18 protein-coding genes are annotated in these 22,600 nt (G+C 43.2%); 16 read left to right on the top strand and 2 right to left on the bottom strand.

From position 1 onward, the window contains the following. The first annotated feature begins 5 nt into the window (after positions 1-5). The 16 genes from gyrA (at position 6) to ltrA (ending at position 20,547) form a co-directional block, all read left to right on the top strand. Positions 6-2,558: a DNA gyrase subunit A gene (gene gyrA, locus EYS05_RS06655; RefSeq protein WP_138276853.1), complete on the top strand. Its 2,553-nt coding sequence runs from the start codon at positions 6-8 to the stop codon at positions 2,556-2,558. 15 nt (positions 2,559-2,573) lie between these two features. Continuing rightward, the gene (locus EYS05_RS06650) at positions 2,574-3,203 is read left to right on the top strand and encodes a hypothetical protein (RefSeq protein WP_243101222.1); all 630 of its coding nucleotides are present in this window, start codon (positions 2,574-2,576) and stop codon (positions 3,201-3,203) included. A gap of 23 nt (positions 3,204-3,226) precedes the next feature. After that, entirely contained in the window at positions 3,227-3,937 is a 711-nt protein-coding gene (locus EYS05_RS06645; protein WP_138276852.1) for a lysophospholipid acyltransferase family protein, read from the top strand. A 425-nt stretch (positions 3,938-4,362) separates the two neighbouring features. Next, complete coding sequence (locus tag EYS05_RS06640; RefSeq protein ID WP_138276851.1) at positions 4,363-5,694, top strand: ABC transporter substrate-binding protein; 1,332 nt, start codon at positions 4,363-4,365, stop codon at positions 5,692-5,694. Positions 5,695-5,793: 99 nt separating this feature from the next. Then, positions 5,794-6,687 (top strand): carbohydrate ABC transporter permease, encoded by an 894-nt coding sequence (locus tag EYS05_RS06635; protein ID WP_138276850.1) that lies wholly within the window; start codon positions 5,794-5,796, stop codon positions 6,685-6,687. Positions 6,688-6,717: 30 nt separating this feature from the next. After that, positions 6,718-7,557 carry a carbohydrate ABC transporter permease gene (locus tag EYS05_RS06630; protein ID WP_138276849.1) on the top strand — a complete coding sequence of 280 codons (840 nt, stop codon included), beginning with the start codon at positions 6,718-6,720 and terminating at the stop codon, positions 7,555-7,557. A gap of 39 nt (positions 7,558-7,596) precedes the next feature. Beyond that, entirely contained in the window at positions 7,597-8,844 is a 1,248-nt protein-coding gene (locus EYS05_RS06625; RefSeq protein WP_138276848.1) for an alpha-L-fucosidase, read from the top strand. Between the two features lie 23 nt (positions 8,845-8,867). Next, positions 8,868-10,334: an alpha-L-fucosidase gene (locus tag EYS05_RS06620; protein ID WP_138276847.1), complete on the top strand. Its 1,467-nt coding sequence runs from the start codon at positions 8,868-8,870 to the stop codon at positions 10,332-10,334. A 178-nt stretch (positions 10,335-10,512) separates the two neighbouring features. Then, positions 10,513-11,835 carry an alpha-L-fucosidase gene (locus EYS05_RS06615; RefSeq protein WP_138276846.1) on the top strand — a complete coding sequence of 441 codons (1,323 nt, stop codon included), beginning with the start codon at positions 10,513-10,515 and terminating at the stop codon, positions 11,833-11,835. A 95-nt stretch (positions 11,836-11,930) separates the two neighbouring features. Continuing rightward, the gene (locus EYS05_RS06610) at positions 11,931-13,229 is read left to right on the top strand and encodes a leucine-rich repeat protein (protein ID WP_158293311.1); all 1,299 of its coding nucleotides are present in this window, start codon (positions 11,931-11,933) and stop codon (positions 13,227-13,229) included. A gap of 313 nt (positions 13,230-13,542) precedes the next feature. Beyond that, entirely contained in the window at positions 13,543-14,619 is a 1,077-nt protein-coding gene (locus EYS05_RS06605) for a LacI family DNA-binding transcriptional regulator (protein WP_138276844.1), read from the top strand. 257 nt (positions 14,620-14,876) lie between these two features. After that, the gene (locus tag EYS05_RS06600; protein ID WP_138276843.1) at positions 14,877-15,902 is read left to right on the top strand and encodes a sulfate ABC transporter substrate-binding protein; all 1,026 of its coding nucleotides are present in this window, start codon (positions 14,877-14,879) and stop codon (positions 15,900-15,902) included. A gap of 58 nt (positions 15,903-15,960) precedes the next feature. Next, the gene (gene cysT, locus EYS05_RS06595; RefSeq protein WP_138276842.1) at positions 15,961-16,800 is read left to right on the top strand and encodes a sulfate ABC transporter permease subunit CysT; all 840 of its coding nucleotides are present in this window, start codon (positions 15,961-15,963) and stop codon (positions 16,798-16,800) included. Next, on the top strand, positions 16,800-17,636 hold the full coding sequence (cysW, locus tag EYS05_RS06590; protein WP_138276841.1) for a sulfate ABC transporter permease subunit CysW: 837 nt from the start codon (positions 16,800-16,802) through the stop codon (positions 17,634-17,636). The genes cysT and cysW overlap by 1 nt, the downstream gene beginning before the upstream one ends. Continuing rightward, complete coding sequence (locus EYS05_RS06585; protein WP_138276840.1) at positions 17,626-18,684, top strand: sulfate/molybdate ABC transporter ATP-binding protein; 1,059 nt, start codon at positions 17,626-17,628, stop codon at positions 18,682-18,684. Before cysW ends, EYS05_RS06585 begins: the two co-directional genes overlap by 11 nt. 468 nt (positions 18,685-19,152) lie before the next feature. Beyond that, on the top strand, positions 19,153-20,547 hold the full coding sequence (ltrA, locus tag EYS05_RS06570) for a group II intron reverse transcriptase/maturase (RefSeq protein ID WP_330575480.1): 1,395 nt from the start codon (positions 19,153-19,155) through the stop codon (positions 20,545-20,547). A 52-nt stretch (positions 20,548-20,599) separates the two neighbouring features. On the opposite strand, the gene EYS05_RS06565 is transcribed toward ltrA, so the two are convergent. Then, positions 20,600-21,559, bottom strand: coding sequence for a serine hydrolase domain-containing protein (locus EYS05_RS06565; RefSeq protein ID WP_138276839.1), 960 nt, complete (start codon positions 21,557-21,559; stop codon positions 20,600-20,602). A gap of 20 nt (positions 21,560-21,579) precedes the next feature. Continuing rightward, the gene (locus tag EYS05_RS06560) at positions 21,580-22,413 is read right to left on the bottom strand and encodes a MurR/RpiR family transcriptional regulator (protein ID WP_138276838.1); all 834 of its coding nucleotides are present in this window, start codon (positions 22,411-22,413) and stop codon (positions 21,580-21,582) included. Positions 22,414-22,600: the final 187 nt, after the last annotated feature.

Below are 22,600 nucleotides of genomic sequence, written 5' to 3'. Positions count from 1 at the left end.
GAAGAATGGAAGATAATATTTTTGACAAAGTCCACGAAGTGGATCTGGAAAAAACGATGAAGGAATCTTACATCGACTATGCCATGAGTGTTATCGCCTCACGAGCCTTGCCTGATGTAAGAGACGGTCTGAAGCCGGTACAGCGCCGAGTTCTGTACTCTATGATCGAGCTGAATAATGGTCCTGACAAGCCACACAGAAAATGTGCGCGTATTGTCGGTGATACCATGGGTAAATATCATCCGCATGGTGACAGTTCCATCTATGGTGCGCTGGTTAATATGGCTCAGGAATGGTCCACAAGATATCCGCTGGTTGATGGACATGGAAACTTTGGTTCTGTGGATGGTGACGGTGCGGCTGCCATGCGATATACAGAGGCACGTCTCAGCAAGATATCCATGGAGATGCTTGCTGACATCAACAAGGATACGGTTGATTTTCAGCCGAACTTTGATGAGACAGAGCGTGAACCGGTTGTGCTTCCGGCACGTTTTCCGAACCTTTTGGTAAACGGTACTACAGGTATTGCGGTAGGTATGGCAACCAATATTCCGCCGCATAACCTTCGTGAAACTATCAATGCAGTTGTTAAGATCATTGACAACATTGTGGAAGAAGACAGAGAAACAGCTATGGAGGAGCTTCTTGAGATCGTAAAGGGACCAGACTTCCCTACAGGAGCGACCATCCTCGGAACGAGAGGTATCGAGGAAGCTTACCGTACTGGACGTGGCAAGATCCGTGTCCGTGCGGTGACAAATATCGAAACTTTGCCAAACGGTAAAGCCCGTATCGTAGTTACCGAGCTCCCGTACCTTGTAAACAAGGCACGTCTGATCGAGAAGATCGCAGAGCTTGTCCGTGATAAAAAGATCGACGGGATCACAGACCTGAACGACCATTCCAGCCGTGAGGGTATGCGAATCTGTATTGATCTTCGCAAGGATGCCAATGCCAACGTGATCCTGAATCTGCTCTACAAGCATACACAGCTGCAGGATACTTTTGGTGTGATCATGCTTTCTCTTGTTCCAAATCATGGAAGCATGGAACCGAAGGTTCTGAATCTGAAAGAGATGCTGGAGTACTATCTGGAGCATCAGGAGAATGTAGTTCGCAGAAGAACACAGTATGATCTTAATAAGGCACAGGAGAGAGCCCATATTTTGGAGGGTCTTCTGAAGGCACTTGATAATATTGACGAAGTGATCCGCATCATCCGCGGTTCCCGCAACGTACAGATCGCCAAGCAGGAGCTGATCGACCGTTTTGAGCTGACAGATGTGCAGGCACAGGCAATCGTGGATATGCGTCTCCGTGCACTGACAGGTCTGGAAAGAGAGAAGCTGGAGGCTGAGTATGCAGAGCTTATGGAGAAGATCCGCAAGTTCCAGGCAATTCTTGCTGACCGCAAGCTCCTTCTCAGGGTGATCCGTGAGGAGATTCTTGCCATTGCAGAGAAATACGGCGATGACAGAAAGACTTCCATCGGATACGATGTATATGATATCTCTACAGAGGATCTGATCCCGAGAGAAAATACAGTGATCGCAATGACAAAGCTTGGTTATATCAAGCGTATGACCGTTGACAACTTCCGCAGCCAGAACCGTGGCGGCAGAGGAATCAAGGGTATGCAGACTATTGAGGATGACTATATCGAAGAGCTTCTGATGACGACAACGCACCATTATCTCATGTTCTTTACTAATACAGGACGTGTATACAGACTGAAGGCATATGAGATTCCGGAGGCCGGTCGTACAGCCAGAGGAACTGCTATCATCAATCTTCTGCAGCTTGTACCGGGAGAAAAGATCACAGCTGTGATCCCGCTTCGTAAATATGAAGAGGGTCACTATCTGATGATGGCCACCAAGAAAGGTCTTGTGAAGAAAACTCCGATCAAGGATTACGAGAATGTCCGTAAGACAGGTCTTACAGCAATCGTTCTCCGTGATGATGACGAACTGATCGAGGTTAAGGCTACTGATAATAACAAGGATATTATTCTTGTGACCAGGGACGGACAGTGTATCCGCTTTAAGGAAACGGATGTCCGCAGCACAGGCCGTGCGTCCATGGGAGTAAGAGGTATGAATCTTACTGACGGTGATGAAGTTGTTGCCATGCAGCTGAACACCCAGGGAGATTATCTGCTTGTAGCTTCTGAGAACGGAATGGGCAAACGCACAGCCATGAGTGAGTTTGCTGTCCAGAACCGTGGCGGTAAGGGTGTGAAGTGCTACAAGATCACCGAGAAGACCGGAAATGTTGTCGGCGCCAAGGCTGTCAACGAAGAGAACGAGATCATGATGATCACTACAGAGGGTATCATTATCCGTCTGCAGTGTGCGGATATCTCTGTCCTTGGAAGGATCACCTCCGGTGTGAAGATGATCAATCTTACAGAGGGTGTAACCGTTGCAAGTATCGCCAAGGTAAGAGATAAAGATCCGGAAGCAGATACAAATGACAAAAAAACTGACGGAGAAACTGGCGATAACGAAGAAGGCTCTGCAGAGGAAGCTGTCACAGGCAGTGAAGAAGAATAAGGTCGAGGATAAGTCATGACGACGACAAAGAAAAAACGCAGAAAAAAATCTGTAAAGAAGCTGAAATACTCTAATAAAAAACTGAATTTTGTCCACATTGCGACACTGGCGGGGATCATTTTGATCCTGCTGGTGATCGTTCTGGCGGCCAGGGGCTGCGGAAAGATCAGCCACAGAACTCCGGAGGGAGTTGTGGAAGGTTACATCAAAGCGGCAGCAGCAGGCAAGAATAAAAAGATGCAGAGCTGTTACAGTGCGGATAAGTTATCGGACGAGGCGAAAACAGAGATTTCCTCCACGATAAAATATTTCCAGGCCCATGGAGTAAAGGATGTAAATATCGACAGCTGTGGCTCCATTTCTGAAAACAAAAATTATTCTTATGTTTATATCCGCTATAATCTTGTTCTGGAGAACGAGCAGGAATATCCATGTATCAGTACCTATCTTGTAAAGGTCCAGGACAAAAAGTATTATCTGTATGCGCCTTCTGAGATTTCAGATAAGATCAGCCAGCAGGCTGCCCAAGACTATCAGAAATTTATGACTACGAAAACCTATACAGATTATACAAAGGCTTATGAGGTTTTTCTGAAAAAGAATCCGGGATACGAGGATAAGATCGCAGGGAAACTGAACGGATAAAGCAGAGGCGGGAGGATGTAAGAATGAAGCGGATTTTACTGATGGTGCTCAGAAATATAGTCTTTGTTCCTTACTGGTGGATCAAACTTTGCTGGTATGCAGCGCATACAGATGATTATCCGGAAGAGAAGAAATACGCATTCCTGAGACAGGTAGATGAGCGTGCCATTGAAGGCGGAAATATCCATATTGATGTGCATGGAGCTGAAAATATCCCAAAAGAAAAGGGGTTTATGTTTTTTCCGAATCACCAGGGTCTGTTTGATGTGCTGGCGATCATCCGGGCATGCCCGGTTCCTTTTTCGGTAGTTGTAAAGAAGGAAGTTGGAGAGATTCCTTTTCTGAAGCAGGTTTTTGCTTGTATGAAGGCTTTTATCATTGACAGGGAAGACCTGAAGCAGTCCATGCAGGTTATTGTCAATGTAATACGGGAAGTGAAGGCTGGTCGTAATTATCTGATCTTTCCGGAGGGAACCAGAAGTAAAAACGGAAATCATCCGGGACCGTTTAAGGGCGGCAGCTTCAAGACTGCAACCAAGACGAAATGCCCGATCGTTCCGGTTGCACTGATCGATTCCTTTAAGGCTTTTGATACAGGTTCTACAGAGAGGATCACCGTACAGGTGCATATCCTTCCTCCGATGTATTATGAGGAATACAAAGATATGCATACCACAGAGATCGCAGAAGAAGTGAAGAGACGGATCGAAAAGGTGATCGAAGAGAATATCTGAAAATAATAAATATGTTAGTGTAGTAAAAACCACTGCAGACGGCGATATAAAATGTCTGCAGTGGTTTTTTTGCAAAAAATAGAAAAAATATATAAATGAAAACAAGAAACATAAAAGAACAATATTTCATGATGAAATACAAAACTGTCAAAATAAATAATGATAATAAGAAATAACAAATTAACATGTGCATATTAAACAAAAGAATATTGAGAAAATTGTGAAACAATAGGTATATACAACTAAATAGTTTGATGGTAATATATGCTCATACATTAAAAGCGAACAAAAAAGAAAAAGGAGGTAAAAAATAAAAAAATGTCGAAAAATATCTGTTAAAAAAGTGCGTACGTAAAAAAACAGAAAATTTTTCGTAAGGTATTGGGGCAAGAAACAAAAAATGTGAAAGAGAAGGGGGATACAAAATGAAGAAAAAACTATTGGCAGCTGTATTGGCAGCAGCAATGGTAGCATCAACAGGGTGTGTAGTTATGGCCGCAGACGGCGATACAGATTATGATGTGGAAAACAGAGAATATAAGGACGTGACAATTACTCTCCATACCAGATGGGATGCAGCAGACGTAACGGGAACACTCTATCAGAACATCGTAGATGATTTTATGAAAAAATATCCGGGGATTAAGGTAGAGAGCATTAATATTCCGACAGAGTCTGAGTGGTTGAATTCCGAATCTGTTCTTATGGCAGATAAGAGCTCAATGCCAAATATTATTGTAGAGTACGGCGGATCCCGTGTTGCAGGTTATGTACAGGAAAATCTGATCGTAGATATGGATCCGTATTATGAGCAGTATCCGGAGTGGAAAGAAAGATTTAACTCAATTGGTGATGGAATGACAGATTATACAGCGTATGGAGTTGAGGGAACATATGGTGTGCCTTGGTCTGCATATGAAGTAATGTTGTTCTATAATGAAGATATCCTCAATGAAAATGGCATTGATCCCGCATCACTTAAAAGTTGGGATGATTTGATGGATGCATGTGCGAAACTGAAAGAAAACGGTGTACAGCCATTTGATATGGGTGAGAAAGATGACTACCGTTTCGGACATCTTCATTCCGTACTGAATTACAAGACATATGGCTGCGAAATGGCTGAAAAGCTGGGAAGTCGTGAGGTTTCTTACGATGGAGAAGAACAGAAAAAGATATATGATATGATCAAAGATGCAGTAGATAAAGGCTATCTTGGAACAAATCTCCTTGGAAATGATGATGGTCAGGAGAGATCTATCTTTAATACTGGCGGCTGTGCATTTATTACCATGGGAACATGGTTCTGTGCAGAAGATCATGATGCACTTGAGCTTTTTGACAGTCAGAAAGTTCATGCAATTCGTTTCCCATATGTAGATGAAAAATATGAGTTCCACGATATGGGCGGTGGAAACGAAGCTTATTACATTGTTGATACTGGCGATGCAGATGAGGTTGCAGCATCTGTTCTCTTCATGAAATATATGACAAGTGAAGATGTTGTTAATACGTTTTATGAAGGATATCCGGCACCAATGAGTGTTAACGTAACAACAGAGGCCGGTGATTATCTGACAGCAGAGGCAAATCAGATTATTGCTGAAACAAAAGAGGTTCGTGGAGATATTGAGAACTATGACAGTGCAACACATATGATCAATACGGTTCGTCAGGCATTACAGGGTATTGCAATGGGACATTCTTCCGAAGAAGTAGGAAAAACAATTACAGATCTGATTGCTGAATATGAATAAGATAACAGAATAACAGAGTGAGAATGTAAACAGCGGCGGGCAGTGCGGAATATAATGTGTTCGGCATGCCTGCCGCTTCAAATTTTAGGAGGGATGTTCGTGTTTTTTAAATCAGCCAAATATAGAAAATCTTTTCTTAAGTCCCTGCTTTTTGTACTTCCGGGAGTAATTATTACACTGGTGTTCGTTATCTATCCGGTTATCAATACAGCCTGGCTTTCTCTGAACAGCTGGAATGGAATCGGTGGATCTCCGATAAAATGGGTGGGACTTCAGAATTACATAAAAACATTGACAAGTGTCAAGTTCTGGAACAGTATGCTGAATGCATTGTATTTTGTAATTGGTGGTTTTGTCATTCTGATGCCAATTGCGTTTGGGCTGGCACTTCTTGTAACAAGTAAGCTTAAAGGAACTAAATTTTTTAAAGCAGCATATCTGATGCCAGTTATGCTTGGAACAACAGCTGTAGGTCTTATGTGGTCCTTTATGCTGAATGCAAACTTCGGTGTGCTTGCGCAGTTTTTGAAAGCAATCGGACATTCTGAATGGATCATAAACTGGCTGGCAACACCTACAGTAAATATCTGGTGTGTCGTACTGGTAAATGAGTGGATGTACGCAGGCTATAACATGCTGATCTTTGCAGCAGGCATTGTAGCAATTCCGGATGATGTTCATGAGGCAGCACTCCTTGATGGATGTACAGGAATTAAGAAGGTCATTTATATCACAGCACCTCTTTGTAAAAATATGTTCATGGTATTCTCGGTACTGTGTATCACAGGATGTCTGAAGGCTTTCGATATTGTATGGGCCATGACCAATGGAGGACCTATGGATTCCAGTGCAACACCTGCAGTTCTTCTGTATACACAGGGATTCCAGTACAAGCTTATGGGACGAAGCGGATCAATCAGTATCATTCTTCTGGTATTAGGACTGATTCTATCATTATTGCTTAATAACGTGATCTTCAAAGAAAGAGATTGATGTGTAACAGAAGAAAGGATGATGATGTCAATGAATAAAAATAGATTCTGGAGAGGCCTGAAAAAAGGTCTTATGTATTTCATTGCAATATTTGCGGCAATGGTGACATTTTTTCCGCTGATTGTAACATTTGTCTCTTCACTGAAAACAAATGAGGAGATTTTGCTTGGAATGTTTTCCTGGCCTAAAGTATGGAACTTTGGTAATTATCCGGAGGCTGTTCGAGCGGCAAATGCATTTAAGGCAATTGGTAATTCCCTGTTTGTGGCCATTGCCACACTGGTGGTTACTGTTATTATTGCAATGCCTGGAGCTTATGCAATTGCACGTAAGAATTATTCCTATCTGAAAGCAGTATATATCCTGTTTATGGCAGGTGTTATGGTTCCGGTACATTGTACACTGGTTTCTGTAACAAAAATCTCCAGTGCACTGGGAACAAAAAACAGCTATATATTCCTGATTTTAATTTATACAGCGTTTAATCTTTCGCAGGCAGTTTTTTTGTTTACAGGATATATTTCCAGTCTTGATAAAGGATTAGATGAAGCTGCTAAGATTGATGGCTGCAGTGATCTGAGGATTCTTGTTCAGATTCTGCTGCCGATTTGTAAACCGATTATTGCGACAGAAGCAATTCTGGTATTTATTTATGGATATAGCGAATTGATTTTCTCACTGATTCTGATTACAGATAGTACAAAATATACAATTTCAAGAGCAATGCTGAATTTTACATCAAACTTTACTACGGATTATGGTCCGCAGTTTGCATTTGTGATCATGTCTATGATTCCGATGTTAGTTATTTATCTGATCCTTCATGAGAAGGTAGAAGCCGGTATGCTTGCCGGAGCAGTTAAAGGTTGATAAAAATTTGTATGTAAATATAACACGGAGGGTTAAGGAATGGCAAAAACAAGACAACAGTGGTTTGAGGATGCAAAGTATGGTCTGTTTATTCACTGGGGATTGTATTCCATTCTTGCAGGAGAATACAAAGGAAGAAAAACAGATCGTATCGCAGAGTGGATTGAGAACGATTTCGATATTCCGGTAGAGGAATATGAGAAACTTGCAGCACAGTTTAATCCTACACAGTTTGACGCAGATGTTTTTGTAAAGAGAGCAAAAGAACAGTGGGGAGTAAAATATATCGTTCTTACTGCAAAACATCACGAAGGTTTTGCAATGTATGATTCCAAAGTCAGCGATTTCAATGTTGTGAAAGCGACTCCGTATGGAAAGGATATCCTGAAGGATCTTCAGCTTGCATGCGAGAAATATGGTATTCGTATGGGATTCTATTATTCACAGTCTCAGGACTGGGATGACCCAAATGGATATATAGCTCATAAAGATAACTCCGGAAAAGATTTTCAGAAATATTTAGATGAGAAATGTAAACCACAGGTAAAAGAACTTCTTGAGAATTATGGAAAAATCGGCCTGATTTGGTTTGATACTCCAATGGGAATTACGGTAGCTCAGACACAGGAACTGATCGATCTTGTAAGATCTATTCAGCCGGACTGTCTGCTGAGTGGACGTACCGGAAATCAAATGGGCGATTATATGACAACCGGTGATAATTTTATTCCGAGACTGCCATACGAAGATACATGGGAAATTCCTGCAACGGTAAATGATACCTGGGGATATAATAAGTATGATACAAATTGGAAAAGCGCAGACCACATCATCAATCTTCTTCTGAAAATTATCAGCAGAGGAGGAAACTATCTTCTGAATGTGGGACCAACAGCAGACGGTGTTGTTCCGGAGAAATGTGTGGAAATACTGAATGAAGTTGGAAGATATGTAACAGAAAACAGCGAAGCAATTTACGGAACCAAGACGGTTGGCATTTATCCGTATGATATTCCCGGTATCGAGTTTACAAGAAGAGAGAATAAATTATATGTACATGTTCTTTCTCCAAGAATCCGCATCGAACTTCTCAATATAGGAAACCAGCTTACAGGTGCATATCTTGTAAGAAATGGACAGAAGCTTGATTACGGAGTTATGAGAACCTGTGAAGGAGATGGAAAAATTGAGGTAGAGATTCCTGAAGAACTTCACAATGCGAAGAACTACTGCGTATGTCTGGAACTTGTAGAAAAAGAACCAATTTTTGAGGCTATCAAAGGTTGATATGAAAGGAGAATAATGATAGTATGAAAAAAGAAGAATACCTTTCTCTGATTGATGAGGTGATCGCACAGGGACCGTACACGGATACCTGGGATTCTCTCTGTGAGCATCCTGTACCGAAGTGGTATGCAAGAGATAAATTCGGAATTTTTATCCACTGGGGTGTTTACAGTGTTCCGGCATTCGGAAACGAATGGTATCCCAGAAATATGTATATGAAAGGCTCTAAGGAGAACCTGCATCATACAGAAAAATATGGAACTCTGGATAAATTCGGCTACAAGGATTTTATTCCTCAGTTCAAGGCTGAGAAGTTTGATCCGAAGGAATGGGCGGCATTATTTAAAGAGGCGGGGGCGAAGTTCGTAGTTCCGGTAGCGGAGCATCACGATGGATTTCAGATGTATGCCAGTGACCTTTGTCGCTGGAACGCTGCTGAGATGGGACCGAAGAGAGATATTCTCGGAGAACTGAAGACAGAGGTTGAGAAAGAGGGACTGGTTCTCGGTGCTTCTTCTCACAGAGCAGAGCATTACTGGTTCTTTAACGGAGGTCGTCAGATTCCGGAGGCTGATGTCAATGATCCGGAATATGCGGATCTTTATGGGCCGGCAGCAGGAATCACCAGAGATATGACTGATATTTATGACAATCCTCCGACGGAGGAGCATATGCAGGACTGGCTTGTCCGCACCTGCGAGATCGTAGATAAATATCAGCCATCCATCGTATATTTTGACTGGTGGATACAGCAGTATGCATGGAAACCGTATCTTCGTAAATTTGCAGCATATTATTACAACCGTTCTGCACAGTGGGGAAAAGAAACAGCCATTGATGCCAAATTTGACGCATATGTTTACGGCAGCGCAGTCAATGATCTGGAAAGAGGGCAGTTAGACCATATCACACCGGATCTGTGGCAGAATGATACTTCTGTAGCTAAGAATTCCTGGGGCTATACCATTGGAAATGATTATAAGAAGCCTTCCGATGTAGTGCTGGATCTGATCGATGTAGTCAGCAAAAATGGTGCACTTCTTCTTAATATCGGACCGAAGCCGGATGGAACAATTCCGGAAGAGGATGCACATATCCTGAGAGAAATGGGAAAATGGCTGAAGGTAAACGGAGAGGCAATATACGGAACCAGACACTGGAAGATATTCGGAGAGGGACCGACGGTAGTTCCGGAGGGACATTTCACGGATACCTATGATAAGAACTTTACTTCTGAGGATATCCGTTTTACAAGTAAGAGCAATCATATTTATGCGACTGTTCTGCACTGGCCGGAGGATGGAGAGATCCATATCAAAGCTCTTGGCAATGATATGAAGCTTTTGAAATCCACGATCCGGGATATTGAGATCCTCGGAACAGATCTGCATCCGGCATTTGCGAGAAATAAAGAACTGGATATTTCCTGCGGAAGAGGTACGGTTGATGCAGGGGATATGCCGGTTGTGTTAAAGATTACGATAGAATAAGCGACCGGGAAAGACGGCTCTGTTTCGAATAAACCGGATAAACACAGCTGATTGGACAAAAGCCATATATCAAGTATAAATGGGAAATATTGTTGAAATTGGATTTGTTCCGTCAGAAGAAAAATTCAGGAAATCAGCATAAACTTATATATAACAGAAAGGGTTTGGGGATTACACTATGGAAAACAAAAGATTCACAGGAAACTGGAACTCTGTAAATGAACACACAGTTCCAAAATGGTATGATGATTGTAAATTTGGAATTTTTATCCACTGGGGAATTTATTCCGTGCCGGCTTTTGCACCGCATACATGGGAACTGGGAGAGGTTGATTCCAAGGAATGGTTTGCGGATAATCCGTATGCAGAATGGTATTACAATTCTCTGAACATTGGAAAAGGCCCTACATATAAGCATCATATAGAAAAATACGGAAAAGATTTCAAATATGAAGATTTTATTCCTATGTGGAAAGCTGAAAACTGGGATCCAAAGCAGTGGGCAGAGATTTTCAAAGAAGCAGGTGCGGAGTATGTTGTTCTGACAACCAAGCATCATGACGGATTCTGCCTGTTCCCAAGTAAATATACACATTTCAATTCCGTAGAAATGGGACCGAAGAGAAATATCACCGGTGAGCTGACAGAAGCTGTCCGTGACGCAGGAATCCGTATGGGTCTGTATTATTCCGGACTGATCGACTGGCAGTATGCAAACGATCCTATTTTTGAAGATGATGATCTGTTTGGAACAGCCAGCCCGACATTTGCATATGCAGATTATTCCTATAATCAGATGAAAGAGCTTGTAGATGATTATGCACCGAGTGTGTTCTGGAATGATATCGGATGGCCGACACAGAGTGAAGAGATGATGCCGTATTTCTTAGCACATTATTACAATAAGGTTCCGGAGGGTGTGGTAAATGACCGTTTCAACGGACGTTATCACGATTTCCTTACTAAGGAATATAAATCCGGTTCTGTAAACAGAAATGAAAAATGGGAGATGTGCCGTGGAATGGGCTTATCCTTCGGTTATAATGCCAACGAAGGCGATGACAAGCTGATCTCTGTTCCGGATCTGATCTCACTTCTCGTCGGAACAGTGGCAAATAACGGAAATCTTCTCCTGAATATCGGCCCGAAGGCAGACGGAACTATCCCGGAGGAGCAGGTAAGAAGACTGAAGATCCTGGGTGCATGGCTGAAAGTCAACCATGACGGTATTTACGGAACACGTTGCAGTGACCGTGAATCTGAGTTGCTTGAGAATGGAATCGAGCTTCATTATACACAGAAAGACGGAAATCTGAATGTGTTTGCAGATCATCTTAAGGAAGGCGCAAATGAATTCCTGATCAAAGGCTACCACGGAGCGCTGAGACCATTTGATCCGGCAGTGAAGGTAGAAACTGAAGATACTGCAGAGGGACTTCTTGTGAAAATCCCGGAATATAAAGAAGATATGTATGTGGTTGGATTAACCAACAGATTTTAAATGATGAACATGAGGACCGGATGTATGCCGGTCCTTTTGTTGCTGCATGGGAGAAGATCGTGGATATCCGATCGATTCTCAGGGAGGGAGCTTTTATGTTTGGGAAAAAAATCGCAATACTGTTATCAACGGCAATGATCCTGACAGGGTCCTGTGTATCTTCTGTGACTGTACATGCACAGACCGGTTATGCGGCTGAATATGCACAGGAAGCATCGGCAGCAGGCGTGCAGAGCACTGCAAAGCTTGTTGCGAAGGGCTCCTGCGGAAGCAAAGCTGTTTACCGGTTGTACTCCAATGGAAACCTGCAGATACAGGGAAAAGGGGAGGTTAAGGTTACCGATAATTTTTCATACAGATCAGCAATGATAAAAACAGTAACCGTTGCATCTGGGATCACGGGAATCGGTGACAGAACCTTTTCAGGCTGCAGAAATATGAAGAGGATTTCGTTGCCGGGAACTCTGCGGAGTATTGGGGTAAGAGCATTTGGAGATACTGCGATCACCAGGATCAAGCTTCCTGATGGACTGAAAAGCATTGGTGCATATGCTTTTTACCAGAGTAAGCTTACGAGTCTGGATGTACCGAAAACTGTAACAAAAATTGATGAATATGCTTTTAGTTACTGTAACAGTCTGGAATCTGTCAGCATTCCGGGAAGTGTGAAAATATTACCGGAATCGTTATTTGAGGCGGATATGAAGCTGAAAAAGGTTACGCTTGGACAGGGCGTTTCCAGGATAGAAAGAGCGGCCTTTCGGCATTGCGGTTTGACAGGAGTAAGTTTTCCGGACAGTGTCACAGTTATTGGTGAAGGTGCGTTTTCTTTTTGTGCAGATCTCAGAAAGGTGTCGTTGCCGAAGAAGCTTACAGAGATCGGGAACAGTGCATTTAATAATTGTCGAAAACTGGGGAATATTACAGTACCTGCCAGTGTGAAAAAGATCAGAAGCCATGCTTTTTATGATTGCCTGGCTATGAAAAAGATTACGATCCTCAACAGTAAAACAGTGATAGAAAAAGAAGCGATCGGCTATAATTTCAATAGTGGAAAAAATAAAACTTTTGTCATTGCCGGAAAAAAGAGTTCTACTGCTCAGACTTACGCAAAGAAAAATGGGTTCCGTTTTTTGAACAATACTGCCGCAGTAAGGACCGTAAAGATGACCGGCGTGCCCAAAACAAAAACCATACTTCGTGGAAAAACATACACGATCCAGGCAGTGACTGTGCCGTATTACAGCGACGAGAAGATTCTTTTCCGTTCCTCGGATTGCAGGATCGCTACGGTAAATTCCAAAGGTGTTGTAAAGGGAATCCGAAAAGGGACGGCCGTGATCACCGTGCAGAGCGGAGCGAAAAAACTGAACTGTAAGATAACGGTTAAATAATTCAAGGGATATTAGCAATCCGCATTTGTTATTTACTCATAGTTATATCTTATATGTTTGAGCACGCAAAACAGACTGGAGCTTGATAAGAATATATATCAGGTTCTCAGTCTGTTTTTATATATTGCAGGCAAAAAAAGAACACGTTTTCACAAAATAAGATTGACTTTTTTCAAAACTCTTATTATCATATAAAACATATTTAATTACTATGAAATTAGGAATAATAAAAAGTTCTGTTACACAGATGACGTTGAGCAGCTTACAGGACTGGCAGCGGGCAGATTTTTTTTCAGAGGGAGGGGACGGGTACATGTCCATCAAGAAGATTGCAGAAAAAGCAGGGGTTTCTCCGGCGACAGTTTCCAGAGTTTTGAATAACCCCAATTATAAATGTTTCGTTCCCGGACTCCGGGATAAGATATGGAAAACAGCTATCGAGATGAATTACGTACCCAACGAGGCGGCCCGAAATCTGAAAAAAGGTGTTTCCGCAAAGCAGGAGAAAACCTGGTACATCAATATCCTGATGACAAGAACCGATTCTTCCACGACCGATCCGTTTTTTGCGGAGCTCCTTCGGGTGATCGAAAGTGAGATCCATGATAAAAACTGCATTCTTTCCAAAGTATGGTATATGTCTGTGTTTTCCGATGACCGGAAGTGCCGAAGAGAGAATCTGGACCGGTTGATCGACGGAATGTATGACGAGGTGGACGAGAAAAGGGATGGTCTGATCATTATCGGCAGATGTAATAAAGAGGCTTTGAAGAAGCTGAATAAGAAGTATAAGAGTGTGGTATCGGTGAACCGGAATTCTACCAATTATGAAGTGGATGAGGTCCTTTGTGATGGGAAAAAGATCGCAGCAGCGGCAGTGGAATATCTGATCTCCCTGGGTCACAAAAATATCGGATATATTGGCCAGTGCCACAGCGAAGACCGGTATAACGGATATCTGGAAACACTGAAAAAGCATGATCTGGATGTGATACCTGAATATGTTATCGAAACAAAGCAGACTGAGGCCGAGGGTTATGAAGCTATGGAAAAGTTTTTTCAGTCGGACGACATGCCGACCGGAATTTACTGTGCCAATGATATTTCGGCGATCGGAATGCTGAAGTGCCTGAATAAATTTCGGAACCGGTATTATATGCCTTCGATCATATCCAGTGATGATATCCAGGAGGCACAGTTTACCAGGCCGATGCTGACAACGGTGAGCCTGCCTAAGGAAGATATGGGAAAATTTGCATTATACCTGCTGCTGGACCGGCTGAAGGGCGGGCATTCCGGTATTGTGCGAATGGAGCTGGAAGGCAGATTGATGATACGGAACAGCTGCAGCAGTGTGGAGGACAGTATGTGGAGTGATTATTGTATCTGAGGATTGCGGATACGCAGATATAATGACAGACAGGATGCGGTTGCGCTATGGCCAGAATATTTTCTGTGAAAACGTTTTCAAATATTCCTATTTAATTAATGGGAATAATATGGTTTAATGTATTCAATTCAAATAAAAAAATTACAGAACCACAGTAAACGGAAAGAACAGGTATGATTTGACAGCGAAATGAAGCAGTTACATTGGTGGGAAAAGATTTTTAAATAAAAATGTGGTTGTAAAGGAGTACACAGATCATGAAAAGAAAACGCATCGCAGGTGTCTGTATCACACTGGTAGCAGTGGTACTGGCAGGAACTTTTGCAGTATCGGGAAACAATACAAAGGATAAAAATCATGTGGAGATCATCAATGTATCCTATGATCCGACCAGAGAATTTTATGAAGCATATAATAAGATTTTTTCAAAATATTGGAAAGAGGAAACAGGTCAGAGTGTGGATGTGATCCAGTCTCATGGTGGTTCCGGAAAGCAAGCCCTTGAGATTTCCAACGGACTTCCTGCAGATGTGGCGACACTTGCACTGGAATATGACATCGATGCGATCCGGAATGCCGGTCTGATCGACAAGGGATGGATCGATGAATATCCGGATGACAGTGCTCCTTATACTTCCACCATTGTATTTCTTGTTCGGAAGGGAAATCCGAAGAATATCCACGACTGGGATGATCTGACAAAGGATGGTGTGGGGGTGATCACTCCCAATCCGAAAACCTCCGGTGGTGCCCGCTGGAATTACATGGCAGCCTGGGCTTATGCCAATGAGAAATATAACGGCAACGAGACAGAGATGAAAGCCTTTATCAAGAAGCTTTATAAAAATGTCCTGGTTCTGGATTCCGGAGCAAGAGGTGCCACAACCTCTTTCGTGGAAAACGGGCAGGGTGATGTGCTGATCGCCTGGGAAAATGAAGCGTTTCTTTCTGTAAGGGATAATCCGGATGATTACGAGATCGTAACGCCGGGCATCAGTATCCTGGCACAGCCATCCGTTGCTGTTGTAGATGAAAATGTGAAAAAGCATGATAATGCAGAAGCTGCGAAAGCATATCTGAAATATCTGTATTCCGATGAAGCTCAGGAGCTGATCGCGGAGAATTACTATAGGCCGGTTGATCAGACGATCCTGAAAAAGCATGCAGATACTTTTAACCTGAAGGTGAAGCTGACAACGATCAAAGATTTCGGCGGCTGGGATGCAGTTCAGAAAAAGCATTTCGCAGACGGCGGAGTATTTGATGAGATCTATGAAGAGTAGAAGAGCCTGAGATTTGTAACAGATCAGAAACTTAGAATAGAAAAGAGGGGAGACAGAAATGAAGAAACAACAGAGTAAACGTGTGATACCAGGCTTTGGACTGACAATGGGAGTGACTTTGGCGATGCTGAGTATCGTAGTTCTGATTCCTCTTGCGTCTTTGGCAGTATACTCGGTGCGGCTGGGTTTTCGGGAATTTATTGAGGTGATCACACGGCCGAGGGTTTTGTCCGGATTCTATGTAAGCTTTATTACCGCATTTGCGGCCACAGTGATCAATGCCATTATGGGCCTGGTCCTTGCGTGGGTGCTGGTAAGATATGATTTTCCGGGAAAAAGGATCATGGATGGAATGATCGAGCTGCCTTTCGCACTGCCGACTGCAGTTGCCGGTATCTCACTGACATCCCTGACATCCGATAAAGGTCTGGTGGGAAGCTTTTTTGCAAATTTCGGTATTAAGATCGCATATACCAGGATCGGTATCACGGTGGCATTGATCTTTGTGGGAATCCCTTTTGTAGTCAGGGCCATTCAGCCGGTTCTGGAGAAGCTGGACGGTTCTTATGAGGAGGCGGCTCGTGTCATGGGTGCAAAGCCATTCACCGTTTTTCGCAGAGTTATTCTTCCGGAGCTTCTGCCGGCAATGCTTTCCGGGGCGGGACTTGCCTTCGGACGCTGCCTGGGAGAATACGGAAGTGTTGTTTTTATCGCAGGAAACAAGCCTTACTATACAGAGATCACGCCGCTGATCATCATGTCAAAGCTCCAGGAGTTTGACTATGAAAGTGCAACAGCTATCGCACTGGTTACACTGGCAGCATCATTCCTGATCCTGTTTGGTGTGAATCTGGTGCAGGCAAGAAATACGAAACGTATCAGAGGGAGGGATGCATAATGGATGAAAAAAAGAAGCAGGCTTCCGGGCCGGTGAAATGGATCCTTATCGGGATTTCCGCAATCTTTCTTTTTGTGATGCTGGTACTGCCCCTGGTGGTTGTTGTAACCCAGGCGCTGAGCAAGGGATGGCAGTGCTATGTGCAGGCGGTGACAGATGAGTATACACTAAAGGCGCTGAAGCTGACCATTGAGGCGACGGCTGCGGCTGTTGTATGCAACACGATCTTTGGTTTGTGTGCGGCATGGGCAATGACCAGATTTCATTTTCGGGGAAAAAAACTCCTTACCACTTTGATCGATGTTCCGGTTACGGTATCACCGGTTATCGCAGGTCTTATCTATATCCTGGTTTTTGGAAAGCAGAGTCCTCTTTATTCTGTTCTTGAAAGTGCAGGGATACAGATTGTATTTGCAGTTCCGGGAATTATCCTGGCAACGATTTTTGTCACGTTTCCATTTGTGTCCAGAGAGATCATACCGGTTCTGGAATCCATAGGGTCCGATGAGGAAGAGGCGGCAGCACTGATGGGAGCAAAAGGCTGGACGATTTTTACCAGAGTGACATTTCCACATATCAAGTGGGCATTCCTCTATGGCGTTGTGCTGTGTACAGCCAGAGCCATGGGAGAGTTTGGAGCTGTGTCCGTACTGTCCGGACATCTCCGTGGAAAAACAAATACACTTCCGCTTCATGTGGAAATTCTTTATAACGAATTCCAGTATGTTCCGGCATTTGCGGTTTCTTCGATCCTGGTGATCCTGGCGGTGATCCTTCTGATCGCAAGAAATGTTCTGGAGCATAAAGGAAAGGGGGAAAAAGGCGATGTACGTTGAGTTAAAAAATATCAATAAAACATATGGGGATTATAAGGCATCTGATAATGTAAGCTTTGGTATCGAAAAGGGAAAGCTGATCGGTCTTCTGGGTCCCAGTGGAAGCGGAAAGACTACGATTCTCCGTATGATCGCCGGTCTGGAGCAGCCGGACAGCGGAGAGATCATCATCGACGGAAGAGTGGTCAATGATGTGCCTGCCAGCGAGCGAGGCATTGGATTTGTGTTCCAGAATTATGCTCTTTTCCGGTATATGACGGTGTATGATAATATTGCATTTGGCCTGAAGGTACAGAAGGCGGATAAGAAGTATATCAGACAGAGGGTTATGGAGCTGGTAGAGCTGATCGGGCTGAAAGGCCTGGAAAAAAGATATCCAAGTCAGCTGTCCGGCGGCCAGAGACAGCGAGTTGCTTTTGCCCGGGCGCTGGCTCCCAATCCACAGCTGCTTCTTTTGGATGAGCCTTTTGCGGCTATTGATGCGAAGATTCGTACGGAGCTTCGAAGCTGGCTGAAGGATATGATCGAGAAGCTGGAGATCACCAGCATTTTTGTTACCCATGATCAGGATGAGGCTATTGAGGTGGCGGATGAAATTATTATTACCAACCGTGGACGGATCGAGCAGAAGGGAACTCCACTGGAGGTTTACCAGAATCCGGACACTGCGTTTACGGCGGGATTTTTTGGGCAGACTTCCGTGATCGATGATTACCAGGTGTTCAATCATTTCGAGGAAGTTCCGGGAGGCGAAAAAGCCATCGTCCGTCCGGAATTTGTAAAAGTGACAAAGAAGAACGAGGAACAGAAATATAAAAGCTCTGCAACAGAGGGCGTCGTAGAACGAGTATCATTCCGCGGCAGCAGCCTGGAATTGAAAGTCCGTGTAGGAAACACCATACTCAGCGCCAGAAGAAGCCTTGACGAAGAACCTGTCCTGGAAGGTGAAGTTGTGGATGTGTTTGTGCAGAGGATTTTTGTAACGAAGGGAAATGAGGCAGTGCTGCTACATAATACAGCTATGGTTGAGGATTGGCTTGTGATATAAAAAAATGCCGCGGGAGCGGCATTTTTTTATATAGTGCGCCCGGCGGCGCACGTTTCTAACGGGTTAAAGTCCCGAATCCGCCCGGTAGTGGGAAGGATATAGCCGAAGGCAAGGGTGTCCATCGTGAGACGGAATCCGAAGGAAGCCGGATGTGGGAACAGACTAACCACGGGCAAATCTCTGGTCTGACGAACAGAAATCTCATATAAGGTTATGCATGAGGGTAAGGCTGCTATCCAAGTCAAAGCCCAATAACTACACGGAATCATGCGTGATAAATAAGGCAGATGGATGGAGAGGAAGAAACGTGTGGTACCCGGGGAGGTCTGTGCGGTATGCTCCGAAAGGAGTAACCACTGTACAAAGCAGTGCTGAACGCACAGAAGTCAGCAGAGGTCATAGTAGCCGAAAGGTGAAGGACCGAATCAGTAGGAGTCTTGAGTATGACTGGGAAAGGAGGAATGACTGATGATGACAGAAAACACAAAAAGTGGCTGTTCGCAAAGAGATAGTGCGGAACATGAAGGGTATGCGAAAGCGTCAAGGTCATTCAATCGGATATGGAAAGAAAGAGACAGTGCACAGCCGAAACTCTTGGAAGCGATACTGTACAAAGATAATCTAAACAGAGCGTATAAAAGAGTGAAGGCGAATAAAGGAGCGGCAGGTATTGATGGAATGAGTATCGAAGAAACCCTGCCATATCTAAAGGAACATCAACAGGAACTGAAAAACCGGATACTCAGAGGAAAATATACTCCATCTCCGGTAAGGCGGGTTGAAATTCCAAAACCAGACGGTGGTGTGCGAAAGCTTGGCATACCAACGGTGATAGACCGTACCATCCAACAGGCAATAACCCAACAGTTAGTGCCAATCTATGAACCGCTGTTTGCAGATGGTAGCTTTGGCTATCGTCCGGGCAGAAGCGCCAAAGACGCAATACTTAAAGTGAAGGAGTATGCAGAAAAAGGATACACTTATGCAGTATCCTTAGATTTATCGAAATACTTTGATACACTTAACCATGAAATCCTTATTAACTTACTGCGCAAGACCGTAAAGGACGAACGGGTGGTACAGTTGATTAAGCGTTATCTGAAAAGTGGGGTAATGGAGAATGGAGTGGTGATGGAAACAGAGGAAGGTTCGCCACAAGGAGGAAACCTATCCCCATTACTGGCGAATATCTACCTTAATGAGTTTGACCAGGAGTTTGTAAAGAGAGGAGTCCCATGTATCCGATATGCAGATGACATTGTGCTCCTTGCGAAGAGCAAACGGGCATCGGAGAGACTTCTGGAAAGCAGTACGAAATATCTGGAAGAGAAGCTGAAACTTACAGTCAACAGAGAGAAAAGCCGTACTGTCAGCGTGTTTGCAATCCGAAATTTTAAGTTTCTTGGCTTTGCATTGGGAAGGAATGGGAACGGTATCTACGTTCGCGTTCATCCAAAGTCATGGAAGAAGTTTAAGTCGAGACTGAAAGAGTTATCTTCCCGTAAGTCTGTACAGTCAATCAAACCAAGCCTTGAGAAAATCAAGGTATATGCAAGAGGATGGCTGAACTATTACGGAATAGCAAGCATGAAAAACAATATTGAAGACATCAACGGATGGCTCTATCACAGAATACGCATGTGTATATGGAAACAGTGGAAACTTCCAAGAACAAAGAAAAGAAATCTGATAAAGATGGGAGTACACGAATACTATGCGAACATGGCAGCAAACTGCCGGAGAGGACACTGGTATTGTGCGAATCTGACAACAGTTAAGAAAGCCATGACAAAAGAAAGACTGATAAACGGTGGCTTTTATGATTTAGCCACAGCCTATCAGTCTGTGCACATCAACTATTGAAACCGCCGTGTACCGAACGGTACGCACGGTGGTGTGAGAGGACGGGAGCTAATCACTCCCTCCTACTCGATTGTGAAATTTTCACACCGTAATATTCTGCAAGAGAATCTACCAAGTCATCACGGATTTTTTTGTGGTCATTGCCATCCAGGGACATGACACAGGATACCATCTGATGTTTTTTGTCAATGATGCAGTATTGGCCGTAATTGCCGGACAGGATCAGAGTATCTTCCATAGGTCCCATATATATGAAATATCCATAACCATAGCTCTGGTAATCTGGATGTTCCGTCAGTGGATTGTAAGAATCAATGTGTTTCTGACAGGCATCAATAACGAATTTTTTTGGGACGATCTGTTTTCCGTTCAGGGAACCCTCATGCAGAAGCAGATGTCCAAAACGAGCCAGTTCATCAATTGTTAGATACAGTCCGTTAGCTGCCATGCAATGTCCTTGAGGGCAAAGGGTCCAGTCAGGATTCGGAATACCAACCGGTTCAAAGAAACGATATCGCAGATAATTCAGCAGACCCGTTCCGGATTTCTCTTCCAGAAGAACAGACAAAATGTAGGAACAGAAATTGCTGTACACAAAATGAGTACCGGGTGTATAGGGAAAAGAATCATTCTGAAAGAAATATCTTACCCAGTCCTTTTCTCTGTATCGTTCCGGTCCATCGCAGAAAAAGAGCGGATCGTTCTGACCGGATGACATGGTAAGAAGATCACGGATCTTTATTTTGTAAAGATTTTCGGAAGGATTTGACGGAAAATATTTTTCAAACCAGGGATAAATATATTCATCAAGTGTGATCAGTCCTTCACGTTCTGCGATACCTGCAGCCATTGCAACAAAGGGCTTGCTGACAGACCATATATTTAATCTGGTTTTTACCGGAAAAAGTCTGAATTCTTCTTTTAAAACGTCATTTTTGTATATCTGGGCATAGATAATATTGGAATGATGCTGTTTCGATTTTTCCAGGAAAATATCTAAAATTTCATGCATGATAATCCCCCCTGAAATTATTATTCGTAAAAAAGATCAAAGTCTGAATAAAGTTCTTCCAGGTCATGAAGTCGTGTACTGATGGATTTGCACCTGGTTTTTCGGATTTTTGCAACAATACTGTCAAACAGACAATAGAGGCATGAGAAGGAGTTAAATCCCATTTCATTGAGATTGATCTCTGTAATGATAGCGTGGTCTGCCAGCGCCCATGCCGGTGATGAAATGCTGTCTGTGACGGCGAGTATCTTTGCACCATAGTTTTTGGCAATCTGTGCATATTTCAGAGACCATTTGGTATAGCGGGCAAAAGAGATCAGAAGAACAACTGTATCCTCGGATGCTTCTGTGAGATATTCGAAATTGGAATCGTAAAATTCGTGAACCACCTTGGTATTTCCAAGAAGCTGATTCAGCAGAGTTCCCATCCAGAGTGCTGCACTGTAAGAGGAACGGGCACCGACAATCAGACGTTTTTTCGCATTGGTCAGATGAGTAACGATCTGATCCATATCTTCCTGATTCAGGTGGGAAGCCCAGTTTTCCATGGAATGGAGCTCTTTTGCAATGATGTTCTGATAGAAATTTCCGTTATCCAGTGTGTCATCTGATGTAGTTGTGGGAATGGAAAGGATGTCATTCTGTACAGTTCTCTGCATTTCAGAAAAACTTTCAAAACCCAGAGAATAAGCAAGGCGTATGATAGTGGTTTCGCTTACGGAAATTTCCTTGCTGAGTTTCGCAAGGGTGGAATAACTGAAAGAATCAAGGTGTTGTAATATATATTCGGCAACTTTCTTCTGACCGGCAGAAAGAGAAGATATTTTTTCACGGATCAACTGTTCTACTTTCATGAAAAACCTCCTGTTTTGTGTAGTTTGTATAATGAATTATAACAGGTGCGAAGTTTAATTACAATATAATGGAGCAAAAAATTCTTCTAAAACAAAATAAAATGTAAATAATGCACAATTAAAAAGGCGGATTTTTAATGATATTGTCAATAGAAATTCTGAATTTTAAATGATAATATAGCATTAA

It is taken from the genome of Blautia sp. SC05B48 (assembly GCF_005848555.1).
Lineage (GTDB): Bacteria > Bacillota > Clostridia > Lachnospirales > Lachnospiraceae > Blautia_A.
Note: the sequence above shows the minus strand (reverse complement) of the source record. Positions and strands in the feature narration are given on the sequence as shown.

Coding starts and splice junctions, on each gene's coding strand:
- gyrA (WP_138276853.1), top strand. CDS start 6: ATGGAAGATAATATTTTTGACAAAGTCCACGAAGTGGATCTGGAAAAA.
- EYS05_RS06650 (WP_243101222.1), top strand. CDS start 2,574: ATGACGACGACAAAGAAAAAACGCAGAAAAAAATCTGTAAAGAAGCTG.
- EYS05_RS06645 (WP_138276852.1), top strand. CDS start 3,227: ATGAAGCGGATTTTACTGATGGTGCTCAGAAATATAGTCTTTGTTCCT.
- EYS05_RS06640 (WP_138276851.1), top strand. CDS start 4,363: ATGAAGAAAAAACTATTGGCAGCTGTATTGGCAGCAGCAATGGTAGCA.
- EYS05_RS06630 (WP_138276849.1), top strand. CDS start 6,718: ATGAATAAAAATAGATTCTGGAGAGGCCTGAAAAAAGGTCTTATGTAT.
- EYS05_RS06625 (WP_138276848.1), top strand. CDS start 7,597: ATGGCAAAAACAAGACAACAGTGGTTTGAGGATGCAAAGTATGGTCTG.
- EYS05_RS06620 (WP_138276847.1), top strand. CDS start 8,868: ATGAAAAAAGAAGAATACCTTTCTCTGATTGATGAGGTGATCGCACAG.
- EYS05_RS06615 (WP_138276846.1), top strand. CDS start 10,513: ATGGAAAACAAAAGATTCACAGGAAACTGGAACTCTGTAAATGAACAC.
- EYS05_RS06610 (WP_158293311.1), top strand. CDS start 11,931: ATGTTTGGGAAAAAAATCGCAATACTGTTATCAACGGCAATGATCCTG.
- EYS05_RS06605 (WP_138276844.1), top strand. CDS start 13,543: ATGTCCATCAAGAAGATTGCAGAAAAAGCAGGGGTTTCTCCGGCGACA.
- EYS05_RS06600 (WP_138276843.1), top strand. CDS start 14,877: ATGAAAAGAAAACGCATCGCAGGTGTCTGTATCACACTGGTAGCAGTG.
- cysT (WP_138276842.1), top strand. CDS start 15,961: ATGAAGAAACAACAGAGTAAACGTGTGATACCAGGCTTTGGACTGACA.
- cysW (WP_138276841.1), top strand. CDS start 16,800: ATGGATGAAAAAAAGAAGCAGGCTTCCGGGCCGGTGAAATGGATCCTT.
- EYS05_RS06585 (WP_138276840.1), top strand. CDS start 17,626: ATGTACGTTGAGTTAAAAAATATCAATAAAACATATGGGGATTATAAG.
- ltrA (WP_330575480.1), top strand. CDS start 19,153: ATGATGACAGAAAACACAAAAAGTGGCTGTTCGCAAAGAGATAGTGCG.
- EYS05_RS06565 (WP_138276839.1), bottom strand. CDS start 21,559: ATGCATGAAATTTTAGATATTTTCCTGGAAAAATCGAAACAGCATCAT.
- EYS05_RS06560 (WP_138276838.1), bottom strand. CDS start 22,413: ATGAAAGTAGAACAGTTGATCCGTGAAAAAATATCTTCTCTTTCTGCC.